This is a genomic window from Oxobacter pfennigii (assembly GCF_001317355.1).
Classification (GTDB): domain Bacteria; phylum Bacillota; class Clostridia; order Clostridiales; family Oxobacteraceae; genus Oxobacter; species Oxobacter pfennigii.
This window is the reverse complement of sequence record NZ_LKET01000029.1, coordinates 127,144-139,360: the sequence shown is the minus strand read 5'-3', so window position 1 is coordinate 139,360 and position 12,217 is coordinate 127,144. Positions and strand designations below refer to the sequence as shown.

General features: G+C 38.0%; 15 protein-coding genes and 3 tRNA genes. 3 read left to right on the top strand and 15 right to left on the bottom strand.

The features are described 5' to 3' along the window. Positions 1-31 precede the first annotated feature (31 nt). Positions 32-256, top strand: a complete 225-nt coding sequence (locus OXPF_RS08530; protein ID WP_054874780.1) for a hypothetical protein — start codon at positions 32-34, stop codon at positions 254-256. A 68-nt stretch (positions 257-324) separates the two neighbouring features. Further along, positions 325-1,518, top strand: a complete 1,194-nt coding sequence (locus tag OXPF_RS08525; protein WP_054874779.1) for an EAL and HDOD domain-containing protein — start codon at positions 325-327, stop codon at positions 1,516-1,518. Positions 1,519-1,687: 169 nt separating this feature from the next. Here the strand turns inward: OXPF_RS08525 and OXPF_RS23050 are convergent, their stop codons facing one another. The 9 genes from OXPF_RS23050 to OXPF_RS08485 form a co-directional block, all read right to left on the bottom strand. Beyond that, entirely contained in the window at positions 1,688-1,873 is a 186-nt protein-coding gene (locus OXPF_RS23050; protein ID WP_242854363.1) for a VOC family protein, read from the bottom strand. After that, positions 1,870-2,091 (bottom strand): VOC family protein, encoded by a 222-nt coding sequence (locus OXPF_RS23045; protein ID WP_242854362.1) that lies wholly within the window; start codon positions 2,089-2,091, stop codon positions 1,870-1,872. The genes OXPF_RS23050 and OXPF_RS23045 overlap by 4 nt, the downstream gene beginning before the upstream one ends. Before the next feature lie 141 nt (positions 2,092-2,232). Beyond that, a complete protein-coding gene (locus OXPF_RS08515; RefSeq protein ID WP_054874778.1) occupies positions 2,233-2,487 on the bottom strand; it encodes a DUF6429 family protein in 255 nt (84 codons plus the stop codon). Positions 2,488-2,855: 368 nt separating this feature from the next. Further along, on the bottom strand, positions 2,856-3,845 hold the full coding sequence (locus tag OXPF_RS08510; RefSeq protein WP_054874777.1) for a uroporphyrinogen decarboxylase family protein: 990 nt from the start codon (positions 3,843-3,845) through the stop codon (positions 2,856-2,858). Positions 3,846-4,130: 285 nt separating this feature from the next. After that, complete coding sequence (locus tag OXPF_RS22865) at positions 4,131-4,322, bottom strand: hypothetical protein (protein WP_054874776.1); 192 nt, start codon at positions 4,320-4,322, stop codon at positions 4,131-4,133. Positions 4,323-4,501: 179 nt separating this feature from the next. Then, positions 4,502-4,587 (bottom strand) — tRNA-Tyr (locus tag OXPF_RS08500). Between the two features lie 23 nt (positions 4,588-4,610). Beyond that, positions 4,611-4,686 (bottom strand) — tRNA-Thr (locus tag OXPF_RS08495). Between the two features lie 7 nt (positions 4,687-4,693). Beyond that, positions 4,694-4,769 (bottom strand) — tRNA-Val (locus tag OXPF_RS08490). 141 nt (positions 4,770-4,910) lie between these two features. Next, positions 4,911-5,501: a hypothetical protein gene (locus OXPF_RS08485; protein ID WP_054874775.1), complete on the bottom strand. Its 591-nt coding sequence runs from the start codon at positions 5,499-5,501 to the stop codon at positions 4,911-4,913. A gap of 124 nt (positions 5,502-5,625) precedes the next feature. Between OXPF_RS08485 and yyaC the strand changes: the two genes are divergently transcribed. Beyond that, positions 5,626-6,165 (top strand): spore protease YyaC, encoded by a 540-nt coding sequence (gene yyaC, locus OXPF_RS08480; protein WP_242854361.1) that lies wholly within the window; start codon positions 5,626-5,628, stop codon positions 6,163-6,165. 26 nt (positions 6,166-6,191) lie between these two features. Here yyaC and fabZ read toward each other — a convergent pair whose 3' ends face one another. The 6 genes from fabZ to murA all read right to left on the bottom strand — a co-directional run bounded on the left by fabZ (position 6,192) and on the right by murA (position 12,094). After that, the gene (fabZ, locus tag OXPF_RS08475) at positions 6,192-6,620 is read right to left on the bottom strand and encodes a 3-hydroxyacyl-ACP dehydratase FabZ (RefSeq protein WP_054874774.1); all 429 of its coding nucleotides are present in this window, start codon (positions 6,618-6,620) and stop codon (positions 6,192-6,194) included. 524 nt (positions 6,621-7,144) lie between these two features. Beyond that, the gene (mreB, locus tag OXPF_RS08470; RefSeq protein WP_152967726.1) at positions 7,145-8,176 is read right to left on the bottom strand and encodes a rod shape-determining protein; all 1,032 of its coding nucleotides are present in this window, start codon (positions 8,174-8,176) and stop codon (positions 7,145-7,147) included. 156 nt (positions 8,177-8,332) lie between these two features. Beyond that, positions 8,333-8,587 carry a sporulation transcriptional regulator SpoIIID gene (gene spoIIID, locus OXPF_RS08465; protein WP_054874772.1) on the bottom strand — a complete coding sequence of 85 codons (255 nt, stop codon included), beginning with the start codon at positions 8,585-8,587 and terminating at the stop codon, positions 8,333-8,335. Positions 8,588-8,704: 117 nt separating this feature from the next. After that, positions 8,705-9,541, bottom strand: a complete 837-nt coding sequence (locus OXPF_RS08460; protein ID WP_054874771.1) for a M23 family metallopeptidase — start codon at positions 9,539-9,541, stop codon at positions 8,705-8,707. A 164-nt stretch (positions 9,542-9,705) separates the two neighbouring features. Next, positions 9,706-10,761, bottom strand: a complete 1,056-nt coding sequence (gene spoIID / locus OXPF_RS08455) for a stage II sporulation protein D (RefSeq protein WP_054874770.1) — start codon at positions 10,759-10,761, stop codon at positions 9,706-9,708. Between the two features lie 76 nt (positions 10,762-10,837). Then, positions 10,838-12,094, bottom strand: coding sequence for a UDP-N-acetylglucosamine 1-carboxyvinyltransferase (gene murA / locus OXPF_RS08450; RefSeq protein ID WP_054874769.1), 1,257 nt, complete (start codon positions 12,092-12,094; stop codon positions 10,838-10,840). Positions 12,095-12,217: the final 123 nt, after the last annotated feature.

Below are 12,217 nucleotides of genomic sequence, written 5' to 3'. Positions count from 1 at the left end.
AAAGAAATTAACAAAGAAAGGAGTAAGGGCTATGGATTGTGCCAAATTGCAGGTATGTCCTTTTTATAATGACAGGATGCCTATGGAAAGAGGGATCGGGTCTATATTTAAAAAAAAGTATTGTAAAGGCAACCATCACCTTTGTGCAAGGTATAAAATAATGTGCGAAGCAGGAGAAAGCTTTGTCCCTGCCAATCTTTATCCCAATATGCAGGATATTGCCGAAAACATAATCGCATCGGTGAAAAAGAGGTAAAATAGACAATACTCACGGAGTATGAGCGGTTTAACCCTTAGAGAATATTGAAACCGGGAGGTATGAAAATGGATGCGTTTATTGCCAGACAGCCTATTTTTGATAAAAACATGAAAATTTACGGATATGAACTATTATACAGGCAGAGCGGGGATAACTTTTTTACCGGAATTGATGACGATCAGGCCACAGCCGAATTGATTTACAACGCTTTTCTTGTTATGGGGCTTCAGGACTTGACGGATGGAGCCAACGCCTTTATTAATTTCTCTAAAGAGCTCATTAACAGTGATGTCCCTTTTTTACTTCCAAAGGAGAACATCGTTGTGGAAGTACTCGAACGGGAGAAAGTGACCTCTGCTACGATAGACGCCTGTAAAAGGATTAAAGCTATGGGATACAGCCTGGCTCTTGACGACTTTGTTTTTAATCAAAACAATTTTCCCTTAATTGACATGGCAGATATTATCAAAATAGAATTTTCGGCAGTAAGCCGCCATGAGCAATACAACCTTATCCGAAGATACAGAACAAAAGTGAAGTTTTTAGCGGAAAAAATTGAAAACCGGGAAGAGTATCAGCAGGCGTCCGGAATGGGCTATGAGCTTTTTCAAGGATATTTTTTCAGTAAACCATCTATTGTCAAGTCCAAGGAAGTCGTAACGCTTAACGCCAATCTTTTTAGTATTCTTGAAGAGCTAAGCTCTCCCGAGCCAAGCTATGCCGTTATTGCCAATATCTTCGAAAGAGACCTGGGGCTTTCATATAAGCTATTGAAACTTGCCAATTCAGTTTATATAGGTGCAAGAAATAGGATTAAATCAATCCCCCACGCTCTGTCATATATTGGCATTAATGAAATGTACCAGTGGATTTCGCTTATGATGCTGAAGGATATGCAGGATGTTGAAAATGCCGAACTGGTTAAACAATCCCTTATCAGGGGAAAGCTTATGGAACTCCTTGCCTATGAACTGCACTTAAAGGGAGAAAAATCCGAATTTTATTTTACGGGAATATTTTCTTCCATTGATGTTTTATTAAGCAGCCAAATGGAGCAGGTTTTAAAGGGGCTTCCCTTGTCTATAAATGTTAAAAATGCCTTATTAGGTATAGACAATGAACAGCGAAAGCTGCTGAATTTCATTATGAATTTGGAAAATGCACACTGGGAAAAGGCTGCGGCTCAATATCCAATGACCAATAAGTTTATGGAGCTATATTTGGAAGCCTTGAAGTGGGCAAAAAAGCTAAATCATTGAATAATATTTTTACAGGGTATGGCGGGTAATTTCAACTAGAACCTCTGGCCAATAAAATTGTTCTTCTTACCCAATATATATGCAAAATTTAAAATAAAGCATTTTCCCACGAAAAGTATCGCTATATATTATCTGTCACTTTACTTGTTTGCGTTTGGATCATTTCCGTTTATTTCAAAACGGTAAACATCCAGTTTATGCCGAACTTATCTCGTAAAGAGCCGTGTAAGGTTGTGAAAAACGATGAGGTAGGCTCCATATAAACTTCCCCATCCTGCTTTAGAATGTCCCATGCCTTTTGTATAAAAGCTTCATCTTTTGTAGTTATAGAAACATACATGTTATTGCCGATCATGCTGCCTCTGAGCTATCGGCACACATAGTCTCCATACCGTCCAGTTGAAGCCGTGCATGTAAAACCAGTTCTTTATCGCTTTCGGAAATAACAAAGTCAGGATCCGGCTGCATATCTCCGTATTTTTGAATTTCTATTGTTTTTGCACCAAAAGCTTTTTCATAAATCTTGATAGCTTCTACGCAGTTTCTGTTGAACATCAAATAATGACCTAGCATACAAGGACCTCTAGTTTTTATTTTAATACTAAGTTCTAAACAACATTGAACTTACTAAATGCAATTCATAGTAAAAGTGAAAATATGTGGTCTGACTTTCATAGTGTTTCCTGCTAAACCCTAATCTATTATAGCAAGAGCTTATTGTTCAGTCATATCATATTGCTTCAAAGATTCCCTGGCATTCTTTATTCCCTCATCAGCTATCATAACGGATTTGGAACGGTGACTCCCTGGTATCAAATCCTCTTCGGTAAGTTCATTAAGAATACCAAAACCATAGCCCTTCCAACTTCTGAGATATTGAATTCCAAATTCATTTTCCTTCCAGGATGTAAGGTACAACAACATCAGAGTTAATTCCTTAATTTCTTCTTTTAAATCCTCTTTTTCCATCTTAAGTACCCCATGATTATTTTGTTACATGAAAAATTAACATTAGGGAATTTCTCAATTTATACCAGTAATAGCTTTAGGATGTTGATTCTATTGCTGTTATAGACCTTGAAAAGTATGATATAAATAAATCCACTTGAATATTTTGTTGCTCAAAGTGCTTTAGGCTTTGAGTCGCATAAAAAAACTCTGCATGGATTTATTACTCCCATGCAGAATATTATCATACTTCAAATATACTTTAATCAGAAAATCTATTTTTCAAGTTCACGTAGTATTAAATTAGAACATCTTAATTAATATGAGAAAAAATACACCGATTTTCCCTGTTTAATATGTTAATCTACACTTTCGTGCCATCATCAGTTCTAGAACATTTCCTTGCTCATTCTGTCTATTTCTGCATCTACAGCTTCATACACGCCAGGGAATATACTAAATGCCAAACCATGAGTCATTGCGGGTATGAAGTATAACTTTCCGCAATTTCTGCAGGCTCTTTCAGTTTCCCTTCTGATTTCTTCAGGTGTTACGCCTTCCTTATCCAATATACCGTTATCAATGTCACCCATTATTGTAATTTTGGGGCCATATTTCTTAATAAGCTCAGGGTTATTGTTCGTTGATACTGCACCCTGCCAGATATCGATACCCATTTCAATCATTTGCGGAACAAGGTTAGCAGAATATGCATCGTTATGGTGAACAATAAGCTCAACTCCGTTAGCCTTATAATATGCGTATATTTTCTTGAAACCGGGAACAATGAACTCCTCAAACATTTCAGGAGACATGAATGAATTTATGTGGCTGCCCCAGTCATCATGCTGGAAGAGGCAATCCGGACGAACATATTTAACAATCTGTTCAGCATATTTAAGCATCCATTCAACTATGTAATCGATAAGCTCATGCATAGCCTCAGGCTCTTCATAGAAGTACATTAAAGCATCGTCTATTCCCGTTAAGTAATGCACCTGCTCGAAGATTCCCGGTGCACGGAATACCGTTACGAACTGCTCATTACGATCAATTTTAGCTGCAGCTTCTACTATCGGAGCCCAATCTTCTTCAGGATAATCAAGCTTAGGAGCTTTAACGACTTCCTTCCATTTTGTGATATCCTTAACTACCTTGTGTTCATAATCGTGCACCGGGAAACCACCGGGTACGTTTGCAGGCCAGCTTCTTGTAACCCCCCAGGCATCCACAACATTAGGGCCGCCCCTTTTAGCACTAGGATTATTACGGGAAATAGGGTCACCCATTACAATCCCAAATGCCTCGTACTGTTTTACAAATCTGTCGGGATTTCCTCCCCTGATTGTCTCTAAAAGATTCTGCCTCTTAGTTAACATAAAAATACCTCCTTAATAATAATTGACTTATTAATAAATTATTGCTATTACAATAGCAAATAAATAAGCCCTGCTTTTAAGAAATTGATTATTTTTATATTAGTAACCCGATTCCATCTTCCGATGTGCATAGCATTTCTACTGGTATGTCTATATGTGCGAAGAATAGAGAAATGTTATATTGATTTGCCTTATATGCTTCCCCATCTGCTATGGTTTTATGACGCAAGTGATATTAAATCCTTAGTCTATTGAATAATAATAATCGCAATTTTATCATCATATTTATTGTAATGCTATGAGAGCAATTATACAATAATATAATTGCTTCTTTGTTTTACTGCTGCAGTTTTCACTTTTTTTGGTTTCTGATCTGACCATTATCAATATCAGCTTTTCATTATCATCTACCAAAGATACTATATCATTTACTTTGCTCGCATTATACTCAATCCACTCAGCCACATCCTTTACCATAAACAGCGGATTGTCATAGTAAACAAATTATTGTTAGAGAATTATACCAATATTTATATGATGTAAAAATAGAAAACCTAATTCTAATGATATTAAATGAAATATGCTTTAGCAACATTTCACTTGCCCTCAGGACAAATTTCATTGAAAAAAACCAAGCTGAAAAGCTTGATTTTTTCTGGTGGAGGGAGATGGATTCGAACCATCGAAATCGTCCGATAACAGATTTACAGTCTGCCCCCTTTGGCCACTCGGGAATCCCTCCGTAATATTTTAAATATCAGGTTATGGAGCTGGCAGTCGGAATTGAACCAACAACCTGCTGATTACAAGTCAGCTGCTCTGCCTGTTGAGCTATGCCAGCATATAAATGGTGGGAACAATAGGGCTCGAACCTATGACCCTCTGCTTGTAAGGCAGATGCTCTCCCAGCTGAGCTATGCTCCCACTTGCTGTGACAATGAATAGTATATAACAAAATGCCCATTGGTTTCAACAAGTAAAATAATCCTTTATCGTTAAAATAAGCAGAATAAGTCTATTTAGCTTAAATTATCACCTTATATAGATATAACCTAGATTAATTATTTACGCTGTATATTTGTTTAATATGCTTTTAAGTTTTGCAAACTCTTCATCTGTATATTTAAGGCTTAGAGCATCTAAAATACTTTCTTTCTCACTCTTTGTAACCATCGTTTCAAAAAGCCTTTTTAATTTCAGTATTTCGCTCTCATTCAAATTCCTCATGAGGTTTAACATATCCACTTTATCATTCAGCTCCATATTGCCATGAACAAATGAGTTGTATGCATTTATAATACTGCTGCCCGCACTTTTTGCACTTTCGGCATTTTGCGCTTCCTCTTCAATAATCCTTTCGCTTCTTAATTTTCGTAAAGCGTCGCCGGAATATTCATCACCTGATGAAGTGAAGGAGAAAATGCTCCTTAAGTCTTCCTCATCCTGCTCTATACAATATTTATCAACATATTCAATATTAACGCTCTTATTGTAATCATCAAATATATATCCTAAATACTCCCTGTCATCATACATTGTATATCCCGTACTTTGAACCGGCTTGAATTCTTGTCTTTCTATTTCCAGTATTGATGCAATGCATACAGCAGTCATGAATATGACCAAAAGAATATTAAAACCTGTGTTTTTCTTCATTACATCGCCTCCTATGTTCTCCTAAAGCTATTATGGATTTCATCCCATATTTTTATTCAACGGAGTAAAAAAAGTAATTATAGACTTGAGTAGGTTATATACATATAACTAGGAGGTGGGTATATTGCACAATAAAAATCCACAGAATGATGTCGGCATAAGGGTCAGCTATACGGATAAGGATGCAGTCAGCACTCTTGGCAAATTTATCAGCAGTTTTTTTAACACCAAAACCATAATAGTTTGCATAGGTACTGATAAATGCATAGGCGACTGCTTGGGGCCTTTAGTTGGCACCCTTCTATTAAACAAGAACTTCTCATATCCCGTAATAGGAACCTTGGATTTCCCTGCCCACGCAGTCAATCTTGAAAAAGTAATTTCAGAAATTAACGAAAAGCATAGAAACTCTTTTATAATCGCCGTAGATGCCTGTCTTGGCCAGGCAGACTGTATCGGCGATATTCAGATAAAATTAGGACCTGTGCACCCCGGAAAAGGGGTAGGCAAGGCCCTTCCTAAAGTTGGAGATATTTCAATTGTCGGTGTGGTAGACTCTATTGATGTTTCCGATATATTTTCCATCAGAAGCATTCGGCTTAATTTGATAATGAAAATGGCCGAGATAATATCCTCGGCCATCATAGAAGCTGCAAGAATGTAAAAAGGCGGCACTCTGCCGCCAAAAACTTACTGGCCAACTATGGCAAACATAAGTTCTCCTTCACATGCTCTTTTTCCATCTACCGTAGCATAGGCATTGGCTTTTCCGATGCCTCTTTTAAGTGTTACCAGTTCCACTTCCATCCTTAATGTATCACCGGGCACTACCTGTTTTCTGAAGCGTACTTTATCGATTCCAGCAAATACCGCAAGCTTACCCTTGTACTCTTCCATGGATAGAATGGCAACTGCTCCTACCTGAGCCATTGCCTCAACTATTAATACCCCTGGCATTATAGGATTTCCCGGAAAATGTCCCTGAAAAAAAGGCTCATTTGCCGTAACATTTTTAATTCCTACAGCCTTCTTTCCCTCTTCCACTTCTTCTATCCTGTCTACCAAAAGAAAGGGATACCTGTGAGGTATTATCTTCTTAATCTCATTAATATCCAGCATTACTATCTCCCCTTTGCTATAATATTACAGTAGCTAATTGTAAAGAGCTCTCCGGAAAATCTTCCTGATTTTAACGGCCGCACTCGCTTTACGTTGGGACATTTCTTCAGAAGTGTCCCCCTTTCCCTTTACCTCGCTCGCTGCTTCTTTGCAATTAGCTGTCAACCTACATACATTATTTTTAATATATTATATCATGAATTTTAATGAGTAAAATTCATGTCAAAAATAAATTCCAGAGAAATTTATTACGACATATAGATAAAAGGCTGTGGCATTTGAAACAACGTAAATGAGCATTGTGAGAGTTCTCTCTAAAGCTCTTGGTGACTCTGCCAAAGATATCACTTAGAATTTTAGATTGTTTGAACGAAGGAAGTTTAAAAATTCTTGTATTTTCAAGGCAGAGAACCATAGAACTTGCGGAACTCGAACACAGTAAATGCAGTGTTTCAAATGCAACAGCCCCTTATATTTGCTCAATAATAACAAAGCCAGGGAGAATCCACCGCCCTGGCCAGTTTTTATTTATTGTCATCAATAAGTGACAGCATTTCAGCGAATTTGTCCAGATTTTCCAATGCTTCACCGGTACCGTAAGCAACACAGCATATTGAATCTTTAGCAACTGTTGTTGTAACATGAGTTCTGGATTGTATTAACAAATCCAAACCGTAAAGCAGGGAACCTCCCCCTGTCATTATAATACCTTTATTTATGATATCTGCTGACAGCTCGGGAGGAGTATGTTCCAGTACCGAATGTACGCAGTCCACTATTGCTGAAGTAGTCTCTTCCAGCGCTTCCCTCATCTCTTCAGAACTTACGGTAATATTCTTGGGAAGTCCGGTCACAAGGTCTCTGCCCCTTATGTCCATTGTGACTTCTTCACTTCGGGGATAAGCTGTACCTATGTTAATCTTCAATTCTTCAGCTGTCCTTTCCCCAATCATTATATTATGTTTTTTCCGGATATATCTTATTATTGCTTCATCGAATTTATCTCCAGCGATTTTTATTGAAGACCTGACAACCATACCTCCTAATGACAGAACCGCAACATCGGTAGTTCCACCGCCGATATCTACTATCATGCTTCCACTGGCCTTTGATATATCCAAGCCCGCTCCAATAGCCGCAGCAACAGGCTCTTCTATTAAATAAACCTTGCCGGCTCCTGCCGAAAGCGCAGCGTCCTTAACAGCCCTTTTTTCTACTTCGGTGGCCTCGCAGGGTATGCATATAATTACCCTGGGACGTAGCAAGCTTACAGAATTTCCTCTGGCTTTTTTAATGAAATGCCTAAGCATTCTCTCTGTTACGTCATAATCGGAAATCACACCATCTCTCAAGGGCCTGGTAGCAATTATATTTCCAGGGGTTCTCCCTATCATTTGCCTCGCTTCCTCACCTACTGCTAGAACTTTGCGCTTTGTATTGTCGGTTGCAACAACAGAGGGCTCTTTTAAAACTACCCCTTTTCCTTTTATATATACAAGGACACTGGCAGTGCCAAGGTCAATCCCTATATCAGTTCCAAATCCCAAAAATCCCATATACATCACTCCCTACACCATTTATTATAAAGAGACTTGTCAATTTTTATACCGTTATTGTTAACGAATAATATTTCTATAAAAACTTACAAATTCCTTTTTTTTATAACAATTTATATTAATTTTGATGTAGAAAGCTATTCTCAAATTTCTTGATTACTCGTTTGATGTCTTATATTTCATCCTTGTTGCTTTGCCGCCACGTATGTGCCTTTCTGCCTTATTGTAATCAAGTATCTCCTTAGCCTCATTTGCGACTTGTGGATTTATCTTGGGAAGTCTTTCTGTGATATCTTTGTGTATTGTGCTTTTGGATACACCAAATTGCCTTGCAGTTTTACGAATTGTTGCTTTAGAATCGATAATGTACTTTGCTACTTCAAGTACTCTCTCTTCAATGTAATCCTTCAAAACGCTACCTCCCTTTATTTTTCTCTTGATAATTAATATGCACAAAATATGTCAGCTAGTATAAAAATACAGAGCTAACAAATACAACTTTAAAAAAACAGAGTGCAGAGTGCACTCTTAATTCTGCAGTGTCAGATATTCCTTTGGATCGACATTTTCATAACCTGCAGCACCCTTCTTCAATAACTCAAAGTGCAGGTGTCCGATAGTCTGATTATCCTTAGAACTACTGCTTTCAAATATTGATGTATTGCCTATTGAGCCTATTAACTGTCCTTTTTTAACAGTCTGGTTTTTCTTAACCTCTATTTTCTCTCCAAGGTTTGCATATATTGATTTGTATCCATTGCTGTGTTCTACTTCAACTAACCATCCCAATCCGCCTGTGTACTCGTTATCATTTCTTATATCGACTACCTTTCCATCGGCGATTGCAACAACCTCGGTACCTTCTATTCCTTTTATATCTATACCTGAATGGGTTCTCCACTCGCCAAGGCTTTCATAATTTACCAGGGTTTCAGTTGAATAGTCTCTCATGACGTTGGCTGCTGTAAAACCATCCTTCATTGGATTGTCAAACTTCACATCAGCCTCCGCTGCTGCAGGTTTTGAAGAAACGGCAGTTGTATCTTCTTCATTCACTTCTGCCATCCCGTCCGTTTTCTCAACTTCCGAGTAATCGTTCTCATCGTCTACGGAAAAACTTGCTTCCAGCTCGGGATCAATTTCCTGTGCTGAGGTTTCATTGCCGGGTGCCGTTATAGGGGCAGTTGTATCATTTACATCGTTGACGCCCTGATTGTTTTTAGCACCGTTTCTTGATACCCACACAGCAGTAATAGCTACAATACATACACAGAGGAATAAGACAATATAAAATCCCTCTTTATCAAAAAATTTTGATACCTTCTCTTTCGAGAACTTCGACTTTAAGAATCCTTTCATATTCATGTAACCACCTCCTGTATTGTAGTTTGTCCATAATTAGGTATAAAATACATTAAAATTCCATTTTTTTAAAATTTTTTTAGATTTTTTTACATATTTTAATTGTTTTATATATAAATTGGATACTTCAATAAAATAAAAAATGCCTTTATAGGGCATTTTTTATTTTATTTATATATATCTTCTATTCTATTTACCTTTGTTCCCTGATAATAATATTCCAATATTTCCTCATAGTTTTTGCCGGATGCTGCCATTGCTGTTGCTCCCCACTGACTCATACCCACTCCGTGGCCGTTTCCTAAAACGGTAAAAGTAATATCGTTTTTATTGAATTCAATAGTAAAGTTTGCCGAGTTCAAGCTTAATATTTTCCTCATCTCTGTGCCTTCAATAGTTTTTGTGCCAACCTTTACGGTCTTTACGCTTCCGCCTTCCGTTCTTTCTATAATCTTAACTTGAGAGCTTAATTTATTTTTATCAAGTTTTATTTTATATTGAGATTCCGAAAATTTCTTTACAAATTCTTCGTTACTGATAGTAGCCTTAGTTAAAAACTTTGGAGATATTTCTTCATTAGGGCTTGTTACGCTGACAAGGTACGGATACTGGCCTTTAAACACATCTCTGGAATTTTCGGTTTTACCGCTGCTGGTGGAAAAATACAAGGGATACATTACAGGAATGGCATCATAGGTAAGAATCGCTCCCCTTGTTTCTTCCACAGCTTTTGTAATTTTATCCCAGTATTTTGGAGCATTAACAGGCTCCCACGCCTTTATCCTGTCCTCTTTTGATATCCATTCCTGACAGTGAGTGGCATCAGTGCATATATCAGCCTCCGGATGCTTTGTACAGCCGCTTCCGCCATAAGCCTTCATTCTGGCAATTGCATAGGTTCTTGCTGCGACTGCCTGGGCTTTTAATGCCTCCAGCTCAAATTCTGCAGGCATTTCACCTGATACAACTCCCCTTATATACTCTTCTAAAAACATTTCCTGAATCTCATCTTTTTCAGCTATATAGACTGTTATTTTGGGGCCTCCGCCGTTTTTTTCATCAAAAGTCACACTTCCTAAGGCAGCATCCCCGATAAAACCTACTACGTCTTTTTGGGGAGGCGATTCTGCCTTTGGGCTTTGTCCTGCTCCTTTAAGCACAACAATAGGAATAACAATTATCACTGTTATTATCGTAAGCATCATATATCCTATTCTTCTCATAACATTCCACCCTGCAATTTTACCGCTGACCATATTTTAAGTCATACAATAAAATATTATTATAGCGGGCGGTCAATTATTCCTCGACTTCTTCTATACATGCTCCTAAATTATTTAGCTTATCTTTTATATCAACATATCCTCTGCTTATATGATAAATATCGCTTATTTCTGTTTTTCCCTCTGCAGCCAGGCCGCATAATAAAAGTGCTGCACCTGCCCTTAAATCAGTAGCTTTAACCTTTGCTCCCGTCAATCTTTCCACTCCTTCAATGACAGCGCTTCTACCTTCTATTTTAACATTGGCACCCATCCTCTTTAGCTCACATACGTGCATGAATCTGTTTTCAAAGACAGTTTCGGTTATAATGCTGGTACCGCAGGATTTACTCATCACTGCCATCATTGGTGCCTGAAGGTCGGTGGGAAATCCGGGATAAGGAAGGGTTTTTATATCAACGGGGTTCATTCTTTTGTCTGCTGTTACCCTTATCCTGTAATTATCTTCTTCAGCTATTTTTACTCCTGCTTCCGTCAGTTTTGCAACAATAGATTTTACATGTTCTTTAATTATATTTTCTATTACTATATCCCCACCTGTAATAGCGGCAGCTGCCATGTATGTGCCTGCCTCTATACGATCGGGAATTACGCTGTGGTAGGTGCCTTTCAATTCTTTTACACCTGTAATTTTTACAGTATCGGTGCCGGCTCCTATGATATTGGCTCCCATACTGTTCAAAAAATTGGCCAGGTCCACAATTTCGGGCTCCTCTGCCGCATTTTCTATTACCGTTTCTCCTTCTGCCAAAGCTGAAGCCATAATAATATTTTCCGTAGCACCAACTGATGGGAAATCCAGATATATTTTAGCCCCTTTTAACCGGTCAACATTTGCTTCTACATAGCCATGTCCTAATGTTATATCCGCACCTAAAGCGCTTAATCCTTTCAAGTGAAGGTCTATCGGGCGGGTGCCTATATTGCATCCTCCCGGCAGAGATATCCTCACTTTTCCCATTCTTGCCAGAAGAGGTCCTATTACCAAAAATGATGCTCTCATTTTTCTCACAAGCTCGTAGGGAGGCTCATACAGAGACAGGCTGCCTGATTTTATTACAAGTTTATCTTTAGTAAATTCGGTATTTACACCTAAAGAGTCCAATACTTCGCGTATACATAAAACATCTTCCAAAGCAGGAATATCCTCAAGTATAGTATCTTGAGGACATAAAAGAGAGGCGGCAATGATTGGCAGTACTGAATTTTTTGCCCCGCTTACTTTTACAGTTCCATGAAGCCGCTCTCCGCCTGTAATTAATAGTTTAGCCAATTTATGCCCTCCATTCAGGGGGCTGCTGCATTATGAACAATGTAAATGAGCATTGTGAGAGTTCTTTAAAAGTTCTTGGCGACGCTGCCAAAGATTATACTTAGAATTTTTAGATTGTCTTAA

Excerpts from the sequence above, each read along its gene's own strand:
- OXPF_RS08515 (WP_054874778.1), bottom strand. The coding sequence starts at position 2,487 with ATGGAAAAAGAGGATTTAAAAGAAGAAATTAAGGAATTAACTCTGATG.
- OXPF_RS08525 (WP_054874779.1), top strand. The coding sequence starts at position 325 with ATGGATGCGTTTATTGCCAGACAGCCTATTTTTGATAAAAACATGAAA.
- OXPF_RS08530 (WP_054874780.1), top strand. The coding sequence starts at position 32 with ATGGATTGTGCCAAATTGCAGGTATGTCCTTTTTATAATGACAGGATG.
- OXPF_RS23045 (WP_242854362.1), bottom strand. The coding sequence starts at position 2,091 with ATGCTAGGTCATTATTTGATGTTCAACAGAAACTGCGTAGAAGCTATC.
- mreB (WP_152967726.1), bottom strand. The coding sequence starts at position 8,176 with ATGGGATTTTTGGGATTTGGAACTGATATAGGGATTGACCTTGGCACT.
- OXPF_RS08460 (WP_054874771.1), bottom strand. The coding sequence starts at position 9,541 with ATGAATATGAAAGGATTCTTAAAGTCGAAGTTCTCGAAAGAGAAGGTA.
- OXPF_RS08485 (WP_054874775.1), bottom strand. The coding sequence starts at position 5,501 with ATGAAGAAAAACACAGGTTTTAATATTCTTTTGGTCATATTCATGACT.
- OXPF_RS23050 (WP_242854363.1), bottom strand. The coding sequence starts at position 1,873 with ATGATCGGCAATAACATGTATGTTTCTATAACTACAAAAGATGAAGCT.
- OXPF_RS08510 (WP_054874777.1), bottom strand. The coding sequence starts at position 3,845 with ATGTTAACTAAGAGGCAGAATCTTTTAGAGACAATCAGGGGAGGAAAT.
- OXPF_RS22865 (WP_054874776.1), bottom strand. The coding sequence starts at position 4,322 with ATGGTAAAGGATGTGGCTGAGTGGATTGAGTATAATGCGAGCAAAGTA.
- fabZ (WP_054874774.1), bottom strand. The coding sequence starts at position 6,620 with ATGCTGGATATTAATGAGATTAAGAAGATAATACCTCACAGGTATCCC.
- spoIID (WP_054874770.1), bottom strand. The coding sequence starts at position 10,761 with ATGAGAAGAATAGGATATATGATGCTTACGATAATAACAGTGATAATT.